General features: G+C 38.3%; 20 protein-coding genes and 1 pseudogene. 15 read left to right on the forward strand and 6 right to left on the reverse strand.

Going from position 1 to position 19249, the window contains the following annotated elements; all coding sequences use genetic code 11:
* The first annotated feature begins 602 nt into the window (after window positions 1-602).
* The 4 genes from PLX19_RS12765 (at window position 603) to PLX19_RS12780 (ending at window position 2635) form a co-directional block, all read left to right on the forward strand.
* Window positions 603-935, forward strand: coding sequence for a DUF1904 family protein (locus PLX19_RS12765; RefSeq protein WP_272189017.1), 333 nt, complete (start codon window positions 603-605; stop codon window positions 933-935).
* Between the two features lie 34 nt (window positions 936-969).
* A complete protein-coding gene (locus tag PLX19_RS12770; protein ID WP_090915904.1) occupies window positions 970-1284 on the forward strand; it encodes a heavy metal-binding domain-containing protein in 315 nt (104 codons plus the stop codon).
* Between the two features lie 110 nt (window positions 1285-1394).
* Window positions 1395-1811 carry an RrF2 family transcriptional regulator gene (locus PLX19_RS12775; RefSeq protein WP_272189018.1) on the forward strand — a complete coding sequence of 139 codons (417 nt, stop codon included), beginning with the start codon at window positions 1395-1397 and terminating at the stop codon, window positions 1809-1811.
* 116 nt (window positions 1812-1927) lie between these two features.
* On the forward strand, window positions 1928-2635 hold the full coding sequence (locus tag PLX19_RS12780; protein ID WP_272189019.1) for a nitroreductase family protein: 708 nt from the start codon (window positions 1928-1930) through the stop codon (window positions 2633-2635).
* Window positions 2636-2707: 72 nt separating this feature from the next.
* Here the strand turns inward: PLX19_RS12780 and abc-f are convergent, their stop codons facing one another.
* The 4 genes from abc-f to PLX19_RS12800 form a co-directional block, all read right to left on the reverse strand.
* Window positions 2708-4345: a ribosomal protection-like ABC-F family protein gene (gene abc-f, locus PLX19_RS12785; RefSeq protein WP_272189020.1), complete on the reverse strand. Its 1638-nt coding sequence runs from the start codon at window positions 4343-4345 to the stop codon at window positions 2708-2710.
* A gap of 280 nt (window positions 4346-4625) precedes the next feature.
* On the reverse strand, window positions 4626-5162 hold the full coding sequence (locus PLX19_RS12790; protein WP_272189021.1) for a flavodoxin family protein: 537 nt from the start codon (window positions 5160-5162) through the stop codon (window positions 4626-4628).
* A 6-nt stretch (window positions 5163-5168) separates the two neighbouring features.
* Window positions 5169-5528: a MerR family transcriptional regulator gene (locus PLX19_RS12795; protein WP_272189023.1), complete on the reverse strand. Its 360-nt coding sequence runs from the start codon at window positions 5526-5528 to the stop codon at window positions 5169-5171.
* Window positions 5529-5578: 50 nt separating this feature from the next.
* Entirely contained in the window at window positions 5579-6472 is an 894-nt protein-coding gene (locus PLX19_RS12800) for a LysR family transcriptional regulator (RefSeq protein ID WP_272189226.1), read from the reverse strand.
* 286 nt (window positions 6473-6758) lie between these two features.
* Here PLX19_RS12800 and PLX19_RS12805 point away from each other — a divergent pair, with 286 nt between their 5' ends.
* The 5 genes and pseudogenes from PLX19_RS12805 to PLX19_RS12825 form a co-directional block, all read left to right on the forward strand.
* The gene (locus PLX19_RS12805; protein WP_442869049.1) at window positions 6759-7772 is read left to right on the forward strand and encodes a YeiH family protein; all 1014 of its coding nucleotides are present in this window, start codon (window positions 6759-6761) and stop codon (window positions 7770-7772) included.
* Between the two features lie 116 nt (window positions 7773-7888).
* The gene (locus PLX19_RS12810) at window positions 7889-8086 is read left to right on the forward strand and encodes a helix-turn-helix transcriptional regulator (protein WP_272189025.1); all 198 of its coding nucleotides are present in this window, start codon (window positions 7889-7891) and stop codon (window positions 8084-8086) included.
* A gap of 11 nt (window positions 8087-8097) precedes the next feature.
* A complete protein-coding gene (locus PLX19_RS12815; protein WP_272189027.1) occupies window positions 8098-8487 on the forward strand; it encodes a hypothetical protein in 390 nt (129 codons plus the stop codon).
* Between the two features lie 89 nt (window positions 8488-8576).
* Window positions 8577-8807 carry a hypothetical protein gene (locus PLX19_RS12820; protein WP_272189028.1) on the forward strand — a complete coding sequence of 77 codons (231 nt, stop codon included), beginning with the start codon at window positions 8577-8579 and terminating at the stop codon, window positions 8805-8807.
* Between the two features lie 108 nt (window positions 8808-8915).
* Window positions 8916-9212 (forward strand): annotated as a pseudogene (locus tag PLX19_RS12825) (MerR family transcriptional regulator); the annotation flags it as partial.
* Window positions 9213-9317: 105 nt separating this feature from the next.
* Here PLX19_RS12825 and PLX19_RS12830 read toward each other — a convergent pair.
* Window positions 9318-9725, reverse strand: a complete 408-nt coding sequence (locus PLX19_RS12830; protein ID WP_272189029.1) for an exosporium protein D — start codon at window positions 9723-9725, stop codon at window positions 9318-9320.
* A 341-nt stretch (window positions 9726-10066) separates the two neighbouring features.
* Window positions 10067-11476: an amino acid permease gene (locus tag PLX19_RS12835; RefSeq protein ID WP_272189030.1), complete on the reverse strand. Its 1410-nt coding sequence runs from the start codon at window positions 11474-11476 to the stop codon at window positions 10067-10069.
* Window positions 11477-11762: 286 nt separating this feature from the next.
* On the opposite strand from PLX19_RS12835, the gene PLX19_RS12840 reads away from it, so the two are divergent.
* The 6 genes from PLX19_RS12840 (at window position 11763) to hprK (ending at window position 19243) form a co-directional block, all read left to right on the forward strand.
* A complete protein-coding gene (locus PLX19_RS12840; protein WP_272189031.1) occupies window positions 11763-12221 on the forward strand; it encodes a DUF4362 domain-containing protein in 459 nt (152 codons plus the stop codon).
* Window positions 12222-12387: 166 nt separating this feature from the next.
* On the forward strand, window positions 12388-14364 hold the full coding sequence (gene uvrB / locus PLX19_RS12845) for an excinuclease ABC subunit UvrB (RefSeq protein ID WP_272189032.1): 1977 nt from the start codon (window positions 12388-12390) through the stop codon (window positions 14362-14364).
* Window positions 14365-14369: 5 nt separating this feature from the next.
* Window positions 14370-17237, forward strand: a complete 2868-nt coding sequence (uvrA, locus tag PLX19_RS12850) for an excinuclease ABC subunit UvrA (RefSeq protein WP_272189034.1) — start codon at window positions 14370-14372, stop codon at window positions 17235-17237.
* Window positions 17238-17314: 77 nt separating this feature from the next.
* Window positions 17315-17626, forward strand: coding sequence for a hypothetical protein (locus tag PLX19_RS12855; protein WP_272189035.1), 312 nt, complete (start codon window positions 17315-17317; stop codon window positions 17624-17626).
* A gap of 141 nt (window positions 17627-17767) precedes the next feature.
* Window positions 17768-18142 carry a phage holin family protein gene (locus tag PLX19_RS12860; RefSeq protein ID WP_272189036.1) on the forward strand — a complete coding sequence of 125 codons (375 nt, stop codon included), beginning with the start codon at window positions 17768-17770 and terminating at the stop codon, window positions 18140-18142.
* A gap of 171 nt (window positions 18143-18313) precedes the next feature.
* Window positions 18314-19243: an HPr(Ser) kinase/phosphatase gene (gene hprK, locus PLX19_RS12865; RefSeq protein ID WP_272189037.1), complete on the forward strand. Its 930-nt coding sequence runs from the start codon at window positions 18314-18316 to the stop codon at window positions 19241-19243.
* Window positions 19244-19249: the final 6 nt, after the last annotated feature.

The following is a 19249-nucleotide window of genomic DNA, read 5'->3' on the forward strand; positions in this document are numbered from 1 at the left end:
TTTATCAGTGTTGACAGATAAAAAGAGGTTCAGACACAAAAACAGGCTGCGGAGAATACTTTCTCCACAGCCTGAAAAAGAAAACGGCTATTTACTATACATAGTAGATAGCCGTTTTCTTTTTGTTTTTGTATAATTAGTCGGTTTTTATTATTTATCTAAAGCAGAAATGCTCTTATCAACCTTGGATGACGAATAAATTTTATCTAATTAGTTTTGAAGTAGACTGTAATCTAAGAGAGAATATAACCTTTAGTTCAAAGAGTTTAAAAAAAGACTAAGTGGAACAGAAGAATATTTAGAAACAAAAAACAGTTGAAAAAATCTAGCTTAAAAGCAGGGATACTTTGGGGGATTTCAAATGTTTATTTTAAAAAATCTTATTAATAAATAAAGATATTGTGTTTCTTGAAACTGTCACTGAAATGTCTTTGTCTGTCCTGGTGAAATAAAATAAATTGTGCTATGATGTGGGCAAATAAAGTGAAACTTCCATCAGTGGGGGCTTTATCCTCCACCTATCTTTTTTGGTTTTCTTTGAATCTTGAGGTGGAGGGTTTAATGCATTGTTAATGTAGGATAAATTTATTGGAGGGATTTACATGCCACATGTTGTGTTTCGTGGAATTACTACTGAACAATTAAAGGATATAAGTAAACCATTAGTAGAAGAGCTTGCAGAGATTTGTGAGTGTGGTACAGATAATTTTACGTTAGAACTACCAAGTTCTACATTTGTATATAATGGGGAAGAAGTAGAGGCGTTTCCTCTTATTGAAGTGAAATGGTTCGAGCGAGGGCAGGAAACTCGCGATCTATTTGCTAAGGCCATTACTACGTATTTAATGGATTTCGGACTTCCTGAAGTAGAGGTTGTGTTTACGGTTTTCACAGAATCAGCGTATTATATTAACGGAAAGCATTGTGCAAGTTAAGGCTATAAACTTTTATACATAGGAGGAATTAGATATGATCGTTACAACAACTTCTGTTATTCAAGGAAAAGAAATTGAAGAATATATTGATATTGTAAACGGCGAAGCAATTATGGGGGCGAATATCGTTCGTGACTTATTTGCTTCTGTTCGTGACGTTGTTGGCGGCCGTTCTGGTGCTTATGAAAGTAAGCTAAAAGAAGCACGTGATATTGCAATGGAAGAAATGAAGCAGCTTGCAGCGCAAAAAGGTGCAAACGCGATTGTTGGCATTGATGTTGATTATGAAGTAGTTCGCGAAGGCATGTTAATGGTAGCTGTAAGCGGAACGGCAGTTAAAGTTCGATAAGAGAATGATTTTATGAACCCTTTCTCAACTAGGAGGAGGGGTTCTTTTCATATGGACTTTAAGTTGTCTTTTCAGCGAAATCGTTTAGACTAATAGAGAGGTGAAAACGAATGAAAGAGAAGGTTTCAAGTACGAAATGGTTCGGACTTGCTGTGCAATCTTTATTAGTACTAGCGGATTATGATGGTATTTGTCCTAGTGCAGTTATGGCTGAAAAGTTAGGAACAAAGCCACTCTTTTTAAGAAAAATCCTTACTCATTTAGTTAAAGCAGAACTGATTGTAGCGAAAGAAGGACGAGATGGCGGTTATTATTTAGCTAGAGCAGCAAATGAAATTACATTAGTAGAAGTTTATGATGCGATAAGAGCAGATCCGTATTCAAAAGGATTTCTTGATGTAGATGAGAAAGAATGTTTTTCTCCTTCAACATGTTCAGCGTTATATGAATTAAGAGATGAAATGGAAAGATGGCTTGTAGATGGACTGGCAAAGAAAAAACTAGCTGATTTACTTCCTAAAGAATAAATAAAACGGAACTGTAGTTTTCGTTTTATTTTTTTGACATTAACTGTTCTTGACAAAGGAACAGTTAAAAGAATATACTGTTCTTAAAATCAGAACAGTTAAAGGGGAGAAAAATGATGTCAGCAAAAAAATCGGCAACAGAAGAATATTTGAATAAAATCCATGAGCTTAATACTCATACGGAAGCTCCAAAAGAAATTACGGACACAGATTTCTTTACTATCGCTAAGGAGCGCCAATCTGTACGTCATTATGATCCACATTTTAAAATGGATGAAAAAGATATTCGTGAAATTTTAGAGCTCGCAACTTTAGCTCCGTCATCGTCAAACTTGCAATCATGGAGATTTCTTGTTGTGCAAGATGAAGCAGCGAAAGAAGAGTTATTACCAATCGCAAACAATCAAAAACAAATTGTCGATGCATCTATTGTCATTGCTGTTTTAGGAGATAAACAGGCCTATAAAAATGCGGAGAAAATTTACGGAGAAGTGGTGAAAAAAGGAAGAATGACAGAAGAAACGAAGAGTTTCTATGTTAATTCGATTGTTGAAAACTACGGAAAATTCTCTAATGAACAAGCTACTCGCGTGGCGATGATTGATGGTGGTTTAGTAGCGATGCAGCTTATGTTAGCGGCAAAAGCAAAAGGTTTTGATACTGTACCAATTGGTGGTTTCCATCCGCAGAAATTTGTAGAAGCTTTCTGTGTTCCAGAAAATCTTGAACCTGTTATGTTAATTTGTGTAGGGAAAGCGATGCAGGCTGGATTTGAAAAAGTTCGTCTTCCACTTGATGATGTGTTAACTTGGAATAAATTTTAATCGGAAGAAAAAACGGGGCTGACTTTGGTCAGCCCTCTTTAGTGTGTCTAATATTGTCGAAGCGCCGTTATATCAGAGGACAGCTTTTTTGCATTCTTTAATTTCGCGCAGTAATTGCTCGTATTCACTTTCCAGAACAATCACATCATCGTGACGCCCTGGCATCGAAATGCGTCCAATTACTTCTGTTAATTTTGTTTGCAGACGTAGTAGTTCTTGCTCTGCTGGATTGATAGAAGATTGTTCAGTTCGTTTCGTATACTGCTCGTAATTTCCTTGAAAGATCCGTGGTTCGTTCTCATCTAGGTGTAAAATGTGGTCAGCAATTTTATGAACGAAGGTGCGGTCATGACTAATGAACAACACAGTACCAGGATAATCTTTCAGCATGTGCTCTAGTTCTTCTTGCGTAGCAAGGTCTAAATAGTTTGTCGGTTCATCAAGAAGAAGAAGATTATAGTCTCCTAAGAAGATTTTTGCTAGTGCGACCTTTACACGTTCGCCGCCGCTTAATACGTTTACTCGTTTATAAACATCTTCTCTTCGAAATAAGAGGCGCGCAAGAATTGTTCGTACGAAAGATTCGTCATAACGCGTTTCTTCCATTATGTTTTGTAAAATGGTTTTGTCGTTTTGTAAAATAGCTAATGTTTGTTCAAAGTAACCAATTTTACAGCTTTTTGAAAGCTGAATTCCTCGTTCCTTTGCTTGAATCATATGAAATAGCGTTGTTTTTCCACTTCCGTTTTTTCCGAGAATCGCAAGTTTTGCACCTGGAGTTATACTTCCATTTATGTTGTGAAAGAGGGTGCGGCTGCCGATTTTTTTCGTAACTTTATTTAATTGCAGGGCCGTTTTACTATGAATGGGTGCATGGTATTGTATATCAAATTTTGTATGCACAATTTCTTTTGGTTTTTCTTTCTTTTCTAATTGCTCTAATCTTGTTTCTAGTGCTTTTGCGGCTTTTTGAACGTTGCCTTGGCTATAAGCTGCTCCGGATTTGTATAGACAAGATTCATAAGAAGAAAAGCGCGTTGGGATTTTTGTCATACCAGAAGCCCGCTGTTGTCTGCTGGCGATTGCCGTTTCTAAACGTTGTCTTTCTTTCGTATATTTTTCATATTCTGCTTGCTGGCGCTGCCTTTGTTGCTGCTTTTGCTCCCGGTAGTTTGTGTAATTTCCTTTATATTCCCGAACGGTACCATCTTCAATTTCGATCATCTTTGTACAAATGGCGTCCAATAAGGCGCGGTCATGAGAAATTAAAATAATCGCTCCTTTATAAGATTGTAATGCCTGTTCTAGTTGTTCTGTACCATGCATATCAAGATGACTTGTCGGTTCATCAGCAAATAAGATAGCTGCTTCTTGTTCAAGAGCATGAGCAATTTTTAAACGTCCGCGTTCGCCGCCGCTCATATTTGTTGTGATGTGAGAAATGCCCCATTGTCCTTTTGCAAGAGAAGAGGCTGTTTCTAATGTCTCCTCATGGAACTGCGGAATGGTGGCGATTGAACCGTAATGAGTAATCGTTCCTGCATCAGGTGCTATTTCCTTACTTAATATTTGTAATAGCGTTGATTTCCCGGCGCCGTTTACACCGACGATTCCAATGCGGTCGTGCGCATAGATATCAAGTGCTTGTAACGTAAATAAAGTGCGATCACCAAAGCTTTTTTCAATGTTTCGTGCTGTTAAAATGGTCATAAAAAAACCTCCCTAGTTTCACTAGAGAGGACATATTTCACCCGTAGTATGTAAAAGGAGATGCACAAAAAAACTGTACACGTATTTTTACATGTTCCTGTCAAAAGAAAGTTATCGACAAAAGGGCATACTAATCCTCTTCTAGTTTTCATCATTTTGGTTCACTATTTGTGATGGATGAATAAAAAAGAGAATTAGAACTTCATTGGCCGATGTACCTTCCTTTCATAATTTCACCTTTATTGTATGCATTTGGGTTTGCATTTGTCAAATCATTCTGTTAATTTTTCTTAAAAATTTGATTATATAGTTTTGCCTTTTCGGTTGCTTCCTTGTCATCCACAATCTCTCCTGGTGCATTGGCAGATCCAATTATATAACCTTCAAAAGAAGCGCCGACAAAGTCAAAAATGTATTGAAACTGTGCAATGAGCGGAAGTGCTTTTAACTTTGGATTGTCGCCGCCGACAATGACAACATACAATTTCTTATCTTTCATACGTTCTTTGAAATGAAGGGATGCATCTCGTAAGCTTTGTGACCAGCGATCGACAAAGTTTTTCATATATCCGCTCATACCGTACCAATAAAGCGGCGTTGCAAAGACAATTGTATCATGCTCAAGCATTCTTTTAATGATGCCTTCGTAATCATCATCAATTGGTTGAAAGCCCTCCGCATCGTGGCGCTGATCTGTAATTGGTTGGATTGTATGATTGCGTAAATATACTTCTTCAGTTTGGACGCCTTCTAACAGCATATGTGTTAATTGTTCTGTATTCCCATGTGGACGTGAACTGCCGTGTAAAACGAACATCGTATATCAATTCCTTTCGTTTAAAAAATTAATATGTTTTTGTAAATTCGCTTCGATATGAGAAAGTAACGAAATCTGCTTTTTTACTTCCGCAAGCTTATCTTCGTAAAGTGTGATGATACTGCTGCACGGGTTATCGTATAAGTGCGGCTCTATTTCTAAACAGCGCAGCATTTTAGCGGTCTCTTCTAAATTTAGTCCAAGTTGTAAATACATTTGAATAAGTTTTACTTGCTCAATGGTTGTTTCATCAAAATCACGATAGCCATTTGCAAGTCGTTTTGAAGTCAGTAAACCCTTATCTTCGTAATGCCGTAGTGACCGTTCACTTACGCCTGTATGTTTCGATAATTCTCCGATGCGCAAATCTATCACTCCTTCATTTCACATTTTAAACCCTGACACTAGTGTAAAGGTCAACGATGTTGATTCGCAAAGTTTTGCACATGATCTAAAAAGACTTGAATCGCTTTAGAAGGAATAAAATATTTTCCCCGTATAATGGAGAAAGGGCGCATGAGCTTTTCGTTTGGCACAGGGATGTGACGTACTTCACCAGCTTGCAACTCTTTACGCACTGTCCAGTCTGATAAAATGGCAATGCCGAGTCCGGCAGCAACGGCTTCTTTTACACTTTGAATGCTGCTAAATGTGAAGTAACGCTTCATTTTTAAATGATGGTCGTGAATAAAACGGTCGCTGTAAGCTCTCGTTCCTGAACCGGTTTCACGGAGCACCCATACTTGATCTTGCAGCATGTTTGTCTGAATCGGGTTTGTCATCGTCAGAGGATGATTTGGCGGAACGACTAGCTTCATTTCATCCTCCATAAATGATTCTACGTCTACATCTGTGTAGATGACTTGCCCTTCTACTAAGCCAATATCTAGCTGATTCGAGCGAACACCCTGTAATACCTCTTCTGTATTCGAGATAAAGGTATGAACTTCAACGCGTGGATGTTCCTTTGCATAGTTTGCTAATATTTTAGGAAGAAGATATTCTCCAATTGTAAAACTAGCGCCAATACGCAGTGTCCCCGTAACGATATTATGAAGTTCATTAATTTCTTGTTTTGCTTCTTCATACAGTGTAAGCATTTGTTTTGCATGTATGTATAAAATGTTTCCCGCTTCTGTGACTTGGACATGTTTTGGTGAGCGCTGAATGAGTGTTGTACCAAATTCATTTTCTAAATTGCGAACGTGCATACTTACACCTGGCTGGGAAAGGTTCAACATTTCGGCAGCTCTTGAAAAATGTTTTTGTTCTACGACTGTTACAAAAATTTTTAAAATGTCGGTGTTGATGAGAATCATTCCTTTCATCTTTTTATTCTGTCCAGCTCCTGCGGTTAGAATGATCGGTGGCTTCGCGCCTTCCTTCGAGGCACAATACGCCTCTTTGTCAGGAGCTCCATCCCCCTCCCATTCTGAACGAGCCGCATCCGCTTTTCTTTTTATTTTATCATAAGTTTTCTTGATGATTGAGATAGCATATTAGTATTAAACTTATGATTAAAATACTTTTATAATGAGAGTAGAACAAATATGCATGTTTACAAGATAGGTATTGGAGTGATAAAAAGTGAATCAAATGATAGCGTTAGAAAAGGAGAAGCGTTTCGGATTCGCACAGGGCATTGGGATTACGTTACTGATCGCTATTGTTGCAAAGTATTTGGCGCAGCTTCCATTTTTAAATATTATGGGCCAATTGGTAATTGCTATTCTAATCGGAATGATATGGAGAGCAGCAATCGGTGTACCGAATCCAGCAATTGCCGGAACGAATTTCGCAAGTAAAAAACTACTGCGTCTAGGGATTATATTACTCGGTATGCGATTAAATTTAGTTGATATTGCGAAGGCGGGCCCAAAGGTATTGGTCATGGCTGCAATTGTCATTACATTTACGCTTACTGTTGTATATGCATTAACACGTTTTTGTAAAGTAGAGAAGAAGCTTGGCATTTTAACAGCGTGCGGAACAGCGATTTGCGGGGCGGCTGCTGTTGTGGCAATTGGACCGCAAGTAAAAGCAAAGGATGAAGAGGTTGCAGTGAGTGCAGCAATCGTTGCGATTTTAGGGACAATTTTCACGTTAGCATATACACTGCTGTATCCTGTGCTTAACTTGTCTCCGTATGGATATGGTGTTTTTTCAGGGGCAACGTTGCATGAAATTGCTCATGTCATTGCAGCGGCAGCACCTGGTGGAAGTCAGTCGGTTGATATTGCGGTCATTATGAAGTTAACGCGCGTTGCCTTTCTTGTACCTGTGGCAATTTTAATTGGCATATGGTTTCAGCGCGGAGAAGAAACAGGACAAAAAAAATCTTGGCGTGACATTCCGATTCCATGGTTTATTTTTGGCTTCTTAGCAGTGAGTGCGTTTCATTCGTTAGGAATTGTACCTGAAAAAATCGCAAGCGATATTGTTGTTATTTCCTACATGCTTATGGCAATGGCCATGGCGGGGCTGGGTTTAAATGTAGAGTTTAAGACATTCCGTAAGCTAGGAACGAAAGCATTTGTTGCAGGGCTAATTGGATCAGTATTACTTTCTGTTCTTGGATATACGCTTGTGTATGTGTTACATTTTGTGTAGAGGACTTGCTGGGCAAGTCCTCTTTTTATTGGAAATTTTGTAAAGATATCTTTACTTGTTTTGGGAAATATTTATAATGAAAGTAAAGATATCTTTACTTTTTAAAGGTGGATTCCATGAGTGTACAAAATAGAATTAAAGAATTAAGAAAACAAAATCATATTACGCAAGTTGAGATGGCAAAAGCAATGAAAGTGACGCGCCAAACCATTGTTGCGATTGAAAATCATCATTACAATCCGAGTTTGGAGTTGTCGCTCAAGATTGCAAAGTATTTTAAGGTGAGTGTGGAGGAGATTTTTACGCTGGAATAGGGGGAATGGTGATGGGAAGTTATAAATCGTTATACATAGGGACTTTTTTAGGGTTAATTATAGGAGATGGTCTATTATTTATGATGGATTCTTCTATACCGAAGATACCGGTATTATTGAGTAATGTTTTAGCGATAGTATTTGTAATTTTATACACTTATTCCAAAAAGAAAAAGTTTGAATGTGAAGAAATTCCTGAGATTGATGAACGGGTACAAGATAATATAAAGAGATACTTAAATATTTCTTTTATGATGTCATTTATTATTCTCATTTTCTACATTTGTATAAGTAAAGCGGTCGGTAGAGAAACGTTACCAATACAAGAAATGTTTCTTATGTGCTGCGTTTTGATGGCTGGTAGTTTTAGTGTTGCAACGGTATTTGGAAAGCGGGCGTAGCAGCAATTTATATGTTGAAAAAGTAATGTATGCAATTAATTTAATAACTTCTAAGAGAGTGAATAATGACTTTGAGGGAGAAATGAATCATGAGAAGACGGGTCGATGAATACGAATGGCATATAACAGGAAAGGCCTCTAGATACACCTTTATATTTTACAGTACATGCCTGTTAATTTGGACATTTTACGACATGATAACAAAAGGGAAAACAGGTTGGGAGTTTCTGATTATGGCAACTGGTAGTGCAATCTTTTTCGCGATTTGTGCATGGGAGAAACGAAAGCTAAAAAATCTTGAAGATGATGAATACGAATGATTTCGATAAAAGCTGTTTACACGAACCTAGATGTAAACAGCTTTTTATTTTTATAAATCCTCTTAAAACTAACGCTACGTCACCTTTTGTAATGAAAAAGAGAGGGTGGTGGAAATGATTTCTATTCAGCAATTAACGAAGGAAACGGGTGTTACAGTAAGAACACTTCGGTATTATGATCAAATTGGTTTGTTAGAGCCGAGCGGAAAGACGGAAGGCGGACACCGATTATATAGTGAACGTGATGTGCTGAAATTACAGCAGATTTTGTTTTTAAAAGAAATGGGATTCGCCTTAAAAGAAATTACGAATATGTTAGGAACAGAGCGTGTAAATGTTAAAGAGTTTTTACAACAGCAATTGCTGTTCGTAAGAGAAGAGCAGCAGAAGTTTTCACGTATGGAGAATTGTTTTCGGTGTAGATACGCTGATCACATTCTCGTATGTTATTCTCCCGAAAAAGAAAAAAACGAGATGTTGTCGCGCTAGGGTAACATCTCGTTTTTTTCTTTATTCCTCACGGTAGATACAGAACGTTTTTTGGATAAACACATTCAATCCACCTGGAGTAGAAGCAACATTTGAGACACTTAAGCTTTCAAAGTTTTCTACTTGAAATATTCTTGTACTTTCTGTAATTATAGCAGTAATAGGGTTACGAGGGCTTTTTGATATAATAGTTATCGCCAAAGGGACAGAATCTTTACCTTTTAATGAGGTAGAGCTTAGCTGAAGTAATGTTTTATTATGAGACCCTGTGAAATCTTGGAAAACAGGCTGATGGCTAGTGCCTTCTGGTACGAGAACGAGCACTGGTGAATTTGTCGATCCAATTATGTGATTTTCAACAAAACAGTTAGGAGTATTTGATTCATCTTTAAGAGATTTTTCATTAAATTTGTCATGATGATCAAGCATATTGGGATTAAACCTCTTTTCTTTATTTTTGATACATTGTATTCCTTAAATAGAAAACACGTGTGGACAATGCGTGACGAGCTAGTTGTTCGTTTAAGTTGAAGATTGAGCTAGGTGGATTTGACGTATGTCACTATAAAAAGAAGCTGCTGTCCTTAATGGACAACAGCTTCTTTGCTATCCCGCTCTAATAAGCGGTAAATAAAAATGGAAGTTTCACTTTATCCCGCCCAAACAGCCGGTAAGAAGTTAGGTAAGGAAGAGAGCCAAACCGTCTGTAAGGGCCCGATTGGTTCAACTAACCTTCTGGGGAAAAAACGCTCCCAGAAGGAAGTTTCACTTTAGGCAACGTCTTCTTTTTGACCATCTCTCAACGTACTATTTTTATAACCATAGCTGAAATATACAACTAATCCGATAATTAACCAAACGACAAAGCCGATCCATGTTGTTGCTGGAAGTTGTAATGTTAAGTATCCGCAGAATAGAACTGCTAATATCGGAACTAATGGTACGAATGGTACTTTAAAGGCACGCGGCAGGTCTGGTTGTTTTTTGCGTAAGATGATAACGCCGATTGATACAACGATAAATGCGAATAATGTACCGATGTTTGTTAATTCTGCTAGCTTGTCCAATGGAACGAATCCAGAAAAGAAAGCAACCATAGCGGCTGTAATCCAGCTGTTCATAACTGGTGTTTGTGTTTTTTGGTTTACACGAGAAAGTGCTTTTGGTAGTAAGCCATCACGACTCATTGCATAAAATAAACGAGTTTGTCCATATAGCATAACGAGTAATACTGTTGTAATCCCAGCAATTGCTCCTAAAGAGATAAGTCCGGCAACCCAATCTTGATGAATATATTGCAAAGCATATGCAACAGGATTCTTTACGTCTAATTGGTTGTAGGGAACGATTCCTGTCAATACTAATGAAACAACGATATATAAGATTGTACAGATTGCCAAGGAAGCAATAATACCAATTGGCATATTACGTTGTGGATTTTTTACTTCTTCAGCAGCTGTTGATACAGCGTCAAATCCGATATAAGCAAAGAATACAGTTGCTGCTCCAGTTGTTACGCCAGAGAAGCCAAATGGCATGAATGGCGTCCAGTTCTCAGGTTTTACATAGAAAGCACCAACGCCGATGAATAGAAGAACAACAAATATTTTGATAGCTACCATAATAGCATTGAAGCGAGCTGATTTTTTTGCGCCTCTTGTTAATAAGAATGTCATGATGAAAATGATACAAATTGCTGGTACGTCTACGTATGTGCCAGCCGCCGGATTATAAGCGCTTGTTAAAGCGTGTGGCAATTTAATCCCAAATCCAGATAATAATCCTTGGAAATATCCTGACCAACCAGATGCAACGGCTGAGGATGCCAATCCGTATTCTAGAATTAAGTCCCAACCTAAAATCCAAGCAATAATTTCTCCAAATGTTGCATAGCTGTAAGTGTATGCACTACCTGACACCGGTACAGTTGAAGCAAATTCGGAGTAACATAATGCCGCAAATACGCAGGCTAAACCGGATAAAATAAACGATAAAATAAGTGCTGGTCCTGCATGTTTTGCTGCTGCAACGCCGGTAAGAACGAAGATACCTGTTCCAATAATAGCGCCGACTCCTAACATTGTTAAATCAAATGCGCCTAGTTCCTTTTTTAAAGAAGCGCCTTTCTGCTGCGATTGCGCTAGTAGTGCAGAAATCGATTTTTTTCGAAATAGATCCATATAAGCTCCCCCCACCCTCTAGTTGTTAAAATATTCTGAACTTTAAGTTCGGTTTGTCGTATAATGTCGAATCTTTAAACGTATTGTAATATGAAAAGTGGGTGTTGTAAATGCAAATTTTTTAGAAAATTCTACCTATACAAAAAAGATGAATTTCTTGTCGATATTTGTATAGGTATTTTTGTTGCTACACTAAGTTATTTCATTTTGAATGGTAGTATAAAGCGGAACTTCTTACTGCCCGCGAATAGTGGGATAAAGTCAAAATGGGCTGGAGAGGATTAAGATGAGAAAAGGAATTGTCTTATTGTGTTTTTTATTCTATATAGGCGGTTTGGCGGGGTGTTTATCCTCTGTAAAAACGGGAAATCAAAAAAATGATGAAACAAAGGTTGATAAAAAGAGTGATATCATCGTAAAAATAGGTGGAGAATCTAATTTAGATAAGTTTCAGCAGTTTCTAACTCATGTGAAAAATGGCAAAGCTGATAAAGTTCGTATTGTGTATTATACAGATGAAGGAGATCCGATTTTTCAAACGTTAGATTATGATGGAATCAATATAAACTATCTTTTTGATGATTCCAACGACAAATTTGGAGGAAGTCAAAAAGGGAAAAAAAGTGATGTGTGTAAAGGGATTATGAAAGAAAAAAGTGATGAAGCTGTAAGTTATAAATTAAGTGAATGTAAAGGGAATCGTAAGAATGTGAGCTATTTTTTGCTGGAGGTACGTCATGAATAACTGTAGGAAGATGCTAAGTAAATAAGCATCTTTTTTGTTGTTATATATTGAATTTGTAGAAAGTGTGTCGAATTGTTTATCGAATACTTGTTCGTTTTTTTGGTTTTTTTATAGGCGTTCGTGTTAAAATGAAAATACAGATTTTTTACGAGGAGGGCGGATTTATTTGGAACATCAATTTGAAATTGTCTCAGAATATTCCCCGCAAGGTGATCAGCCAAGAGCGATAGAGCAGCTGGTAGCTGGGATTAAAAATGGTAAGAAACATCAAGTGTTGCTTGGAGCGACAGGGACGGGTAAGACATTTACGATTTCAAATGTTATTAAAGAGGTGAAAAAGCCAACACTTGTAATGGCTCATAATAAAACGTTAGCAGGACAGTTATACAGTGAGCTCAAAGATTTCTTTCCGAACAATGCAGTTGAATATTTTGTTAGTTACTACGACTATTATCAACCGGAAGCGTATGTACCACAAACCGATACGTTTATTGAAAAAGACGCACAAATTAATGATGAAATCGATAAATTGCGTCACTCAGCGACGTCGGCTTTATTTGAAAGAGATGATGTCATTGTTGTAGCGAGTGTATCTTGTATTTACGGTTTAGGTTCTCCAGAAGAATATAGTGAGCTTGTTGTTTCTTTACGCGTTGGTATGGAGAAAGATCGCAATCAATTGCTTCGTGAACTTGTTGATGTGCAGTATGGCCGTAATGATATTGACTTCCAGCGTGGGACGTTTCGTGTGCGCGGTGATGTAGTTGAAATCTTCCCTGCATCTCTTGATGAGCATTGTATCCGAATTGAATTTTTCGGTGATGAAATTGATCGTATCAGAGAAGTAAATGCATTAACAGGTGAAGTATTAGCAGAACGTGAGCATGTGGCAATTTTTCCGGCGTCTCACTTCGTTACACGCGAAGAAAAAATGAAAGTCGCCATTGAAAATATTGAAAAAGAGTTAGAAGAACGCCTAAAAGAATTAAATGATAACGGTAAATTGTTAGAAGCGCAGCGGATAGAGCAGCGGACGCGTTACGATTTAGAAATGATGCGCGAGATGGGCTTTTGTTCAGGGATTGAGAACTACTCCCGTCATTTGACACTCCGTCCAGCTGGTTCAACACCATATACATTGTTAGATTATTTCCCTAAAGATTTTCTCATCGTGATGGATGAGTCGCATGTATCAGTGCCGCAAGTACGAGCAATGTACAACGGTGATAAAGCGCGGAAACAAGTACTTGTTGATCATGGATTCCGTCTGCCATCAGCACTAGATAACAGACCGCTTATGTTTGAAGAGTTTCAAGAGAAAACGAATCAAGTTGTGTATGTATCAGCAACACCGGGTCCATATGAACTTGAACATTCACCGGAAGTAGTGGAACAAATTATTCGTCCGACAGGGCTATTAGATCCGAAAATTGAAGTAAGGCCAATTGAAGGGCAAATTGATGATTTACTAGGAGAGATACAAGACCGGATCGCGAAAAATGAGCGTGTATTAATTACGACATTAACGAAGAAAATGTCAGAGGATTTAACAGATTATTTGAAAGATGTTGGGATTAAAGTAAACTATCTTCATTCTGAAATTAAAACGTTAGAGCGGATTGAAATTATTCGCGATCTTCGCCTTGGCAAGTTCGATGTGCTTGTCGGTATTAACTTACTTCGAGAAGGGCTCGATATTCCAGAAGTATCGCTTGTAGCAATATTAGATGCAGATAAAGAAGGATTTCTTCGTTCAGAGCGCTCGCTTATTCAGACGATTGGTCGTGCAGCTCGTAATGCAAACGGTCATGTTGTGATGTATGCAGACCGAATTACAAAATCGATGGAAATTGCAATGGAAGAAACGAAACGTCGTCGTCAAATTCAAGAAGCATACAATGAAAAGCATGGTATTATACCGAAAACAATTCAAAAAGAGGTGCGCGACGTGATTCGTGCAACGATGGCTGCGGAAGATACCGAAACGTATGAAGCAGCACCACCTAAGAAAATGACGAAAAAAGAACGAGAAAATGTAATTGCAAAAATGGAAGCGGAAATGAAAGAAGCTGCAAAAGCGCTTGATTTTGAGCGGGCAGCTGAGCTTCGCGATTTATTATTAGAACTAAAAGCAGAAGGGTGAAGGCAATGAGTAAAGATTTTATCGTTGTAAAAGGTGCGAGAGCCCACAACTTAAAAAATATAGATGTCACCATTCCGAGAAATCAGCTTGTTGTTGTAACAGGGCTATCTGGTTCAGGGAAATCATCGTTAGCGTTTGACACGATTTATGCAGAAGGGCAACGTCGATATGTAGAATCGCTATCGGCGTATGCACGTCAATTTTTAGGGCAAATGGATAAACCAGATGTTGATGCAATTGAAGGACTATCGCCGGCCATTTCAATTGACCAAAAAACGACGAGCCGTAACCCGCGCTCAACCGTTGGAACAGTGACGGAGATTTCCGATTACTTACGCTTATTATTTGCGCGTGTGGGGACTCCGATTTGTCCAAATCATGGAATTGAAATTACATCGCAAACAATTGAGCAAATGGTAGATCGTATTTTAGAGTATCCAGAGCGTACGAAGCTGCAAGTGCTCGCACCGATTGTATCAGGGCGTAAAGGTGCGCATGTAAAGCTATTAGAAGATATTAAAAAGCAAGGGTACGTCCGCGTTCGCGTTGACGGAGAAATGCTTGATGTATCAGAAGAAATTACGTTGGATAAGAATAAAAAGCATTCTATTGAGGTTGTGATTGACCGGATTGTGGTGAAAGAAGGAATTGCTGGTCGCCTTGCCGATTCATTAGAAACGGCTTTGAAGCTTGGTGAAGGCCGCGTTTTAATTGATGTGATTGGAGAAGAAGAGTTGCTGTTTAGTGAGCATCACGCTTGTCCGTATTGCGGATTTTCTATTGGTGAACTGGAGCCGCGCATGTTTTCTTTCAACAGTCCGTTCGGTGCATGTCCGTCTTGTGATGGTCTTGGTTCAAAGTTAGAAGTAGATCTTGATTTGGTCATACCAAACTGGGGTTTATCATTAAACGATCATGCAATCGCACCTTGGGAGCCAACAAGTTCACAATATTATCCGCAATTGCTAAAGTCTGTTTGTAACCATTATGGCATTGATATGGATGTACCGGTGAAAGATATTCCGAAGCATTTGTTTGAAAAAGTGTTGTACGGAAGCGGAGAAGAAAAAGTGTATTTCCGCTATGTGAACGACTTTGGTCAAGTAAAGGAAAGCGAGATTATTTTTGAAGGTGTAATCCCGAACATTGAGCGCCGTTACCGAGAAACGAGCTCCGATTATATTCGTGAGCAAATGGAAAAATATATGGCGGAGCAAGCCTGTCCAAAATGTAAAGGTGCTCGTTTGAAGCCGGAAACTTTAGCTGTTTTTGTAGGTGGAAAAACGATTGCGGAAGTGGCGCAGTTTTCTGTGCAGGATGCGCACGAGTTCTTTACAAATATCGAATTAACAGAAAAGCAACAAAGTATTGCAAAGCTGATTTTGCGCGAAATTAAAGAGCGTCTTAGCTTTCTAATTAACGTTGGACTTGATTATTTAACGCTTAGCCGTGCAGCTGGAACGTTATCAGGCGGAGAAGCGCAGCGCATTCGCTTAGCGACGCAAATTGGTTCGAGCTTAACAGGGGTATTATATATTCTTGATGAACCTTCAATTGGTTTACATCAGCGTGATAACGATCGTTTAATTCAAACACTGAAAAATATGCGTGATTTAGGAAATACGCTTATCGTTGTGGAGCATGACGAAGATACGATGATGGCTGCGGATTATTTATTAGATATTGGTCCTGGTGCAGGGATTCACGGCGGACAAGTTGTTTCAGCAGGGACGCCGCAAGAAGTAATGCATGATGATCATTCGTTAACAGGACAATACTTATCAGGTAAAAAGTTTATTCCAGTTCCGTTAGAGCGTCGCAAAGGTGATGGTCGTAAGATTGAGGTTATAGGAGCCAAGGAAAATAACTTAAAAAATGCGAAGATGTCATTCCCGCTTGGGACATTTGTTGCGGTAACGGGTGTATCTGGTTCAGGAAAAAGTACATTAATTAATGAAGTGCTATATAAAGCAGTTGCTCAAAAATTATATAAATCGAAGAGTAAGCCTGGTATGCATAAGGAAATTAAGGGCCTTGAGCATTTAGATAAGGTAATTGATATTGATCAGTCCCCAATTGGGCGTACACCGCGTTCTAACCCAGCGACATATACAGGTGTGTTTGATGATATTCGTGATGTGTTTGCACAAACGAATGAAGCAAAAGTGCGCGGTTATCAAAAAGGACGCTTTAGCTTTAACGTGAAAGGTGGCCGCTGTGAAGCGTGCCGCGGTGATGGGATTATTAAAATTGAAATGCACTTCTTACCAGATGTGTACGTTCCATGTGAAGTTTGTCATGGAAAACGTTATAATCGTGAAACATTGGAAGTAAAATATAAAGATAAAAACATTTCTGAAGTGTTAGAGATGACAATTGAAGATGGGGTAGAGTTCTTTGCTAATATCCCGAAAATTAAACGTAAACTCCAAACACTTGTGGATGTAGGGCTTGATTATATGAAGCTCGGTCAACCGGCAACAACGTTATCGGGCGGAGAAGCGCAGCGCGTGAAGTTAGCATCTGAGCTGCACCGCCGTTCAACAGGCCGCACGTTGTACATTTTAGATGAACCGACAACGGGACTTCATGCACATGATATTGCCCGCTTGTTAAAAGTGCTTCAGCGTCTTGTTGATAATGGTGAAACGGTACTTGTTATTGAACATAACTTAGATGTTATTAAAACGGCTGATTATCTGATTGACCTTGGTCCTGAAGGTGGAGATAAGGGCGGACAAATTGTTGCAACAGGTACGCCAGAGCAAGTTGTGAAAGAAGAACGCTCTTACACAGGTAAGTATTTAAAAGGTGTTTTAGAACGTGATACAGCACGTATGAAAGAAAAAGTGAAAGAAGTAGAATTAACATAGTGAAGGAACATGTAACAGAGGAGCGGTGCTTCTCTGTTACATGTTTTCTGTTATATACATCCAAAGGAGTTGAGGATGTGGATTCTACCGAAAAAGTGTTGGCCTCTTGTTGTTACTTTAGTATTTTTGTGGCTCCGTTATTATTTCCAATCATTGTGTATTTTGTTGTTCCTCATGAAGAAGTGAAATTTCATGCAAAGAAAGCTTTTGTTTCGCATTTACTACCGTTCTTTTGTTTATTTTTCTTTTTTCTACTCGGGTTTGTGATGAATAAACCAGAACAAATTGGTGTAATGGTGCTTATAGCACTGTTGTTATTTGGATTAGTGAACCTTGTTATTTTCATTTGGAATGTTGTGAAAGGTGTACAATTGCTTGTGAATGAGTAAAGGATTGCCTGTGAGAGGAATTTTATCTGTAGTTTCATTTCATTTGTTCTTGGTAATTTTAGCGGATTTCAAGTATCATTGTTGATATATATATGTAGTTTAAGTATTTATTGTCCCTAGTGAAAAGGAAGTGTAAAGAACATGAGATGGGTTATATCACTTATTGTAAATAGTATTGTGCTAATCGTTGTATCAGGTCTTCTCAAAATGTTTGCACCAGGTGCGTTTGAAATAGCGAATATACAAACAGCAGTGATTGCGAGCGTTATTTTGTCTCTTTTAAATGTATTTGTTAAACCGTTATTAATTTTAATTACGCTGCCAATTACTGTGTTAACATTTGGTTTCTTCTTAATCGTTATTAATGCGATTACGCTAGAAATTACAGATTCGTTACTTGGTAATGCGTTTAATTTATCTGGATTTGGTGCAGCAATTATGGCGGCTATCTTTATTTCAATTTTAAATATGTTAATTGAGAAAGTGATTATTGAACCGTTATATGAGAAAAAATAATCAGACAGCAGGAAGTATCCGACAAAATGTAGAACATTTTGCGCAAAGCGTGGAATGTTTTTTTCTTTTTCAAAAGAAACCGTATTTCTTGTTTTAAGAAAAAAATGGTACAATAGCGGGTAGAGTGGTAGTACGCTGCCTAGATACATTCCGCAACGTGGAGGTTTACATATGCCAAAAGTTCGAACGAAAGATTTAATTGAACATTTTCAGTTAGAATTAGTAAGTGGTGAGGAAGGAATTCACCGTCCAATTGATACAAGTGATTTATCACGCCCTGGAATTGAAATGGCAGGATTTTTTACATATTATCCAGCTGATCGTGTGCAACTTCTTGGGAAAACTGAGCTTACTTTTTTTGATACGTTAACAGAAGAACAAAAGAAAATGCGCATGCAAGCGCTTTGTACAGAAGAAACACCATGTATTATTGTAACGCGCGGTCAAGATGTACCGGAAGAGTTAATGCAAGCATCTCGTCAGACAGGTGTGCCGATATTATGTTCACCGTTAAAAACGACACGTTTATCGAGTCGCTTGACGAACTATTTAGAAAGTAAATTAGCGCCAACGACAGCTATTCACGGTGTATTAGTTGATATTTATGGTGTTGGTGTAATGATTACAGGGCAAAGTGGTGTCGGGAAAAGCGAAACAGCACTTGAGCTTGTGAAGCGTGGACATCGTCTTGTTGCTGATGATAGTGTAGAAATTCGCCAAGAAGATGACGATACACTAGTTGGTAGTTCGCCAGAGTTAATTGAGCATCTACTTGAAATTCGTGGACTGGGCATTATTAACGTAATGACGTTATTTGGTGCAGGTGCAGTGCGTAATCATAAACGTATTTCACTTGTGATTAATCTTGAAATTTGGGATCAAAAGAAGAACTATGATCGCCTTGGCCTAGATGAAGAAAAAATGAAAATTATTGATACAGATATTACAAAGATTACTCTTCCGGTACGACCAGGTCGAAACTTAGCTGTCATCATTGAGGTAGCAGCGATGAACTTCCGCTTAAAACGTATGGGCGTCAATGCAGCGCAACAATTTTCAGAGCGTCTTATGAGCGCGATTGAACTAGGAGATCAAAATTAAATATAA

Source organism: Bacillus sp. BP-3, from assembly GCF_028401955.1.
Taxonomy (GTDB): Bacteria; Bacillota; Bacilli; order Bacillales; family Bacillaceae_G; genus Bacillus_A.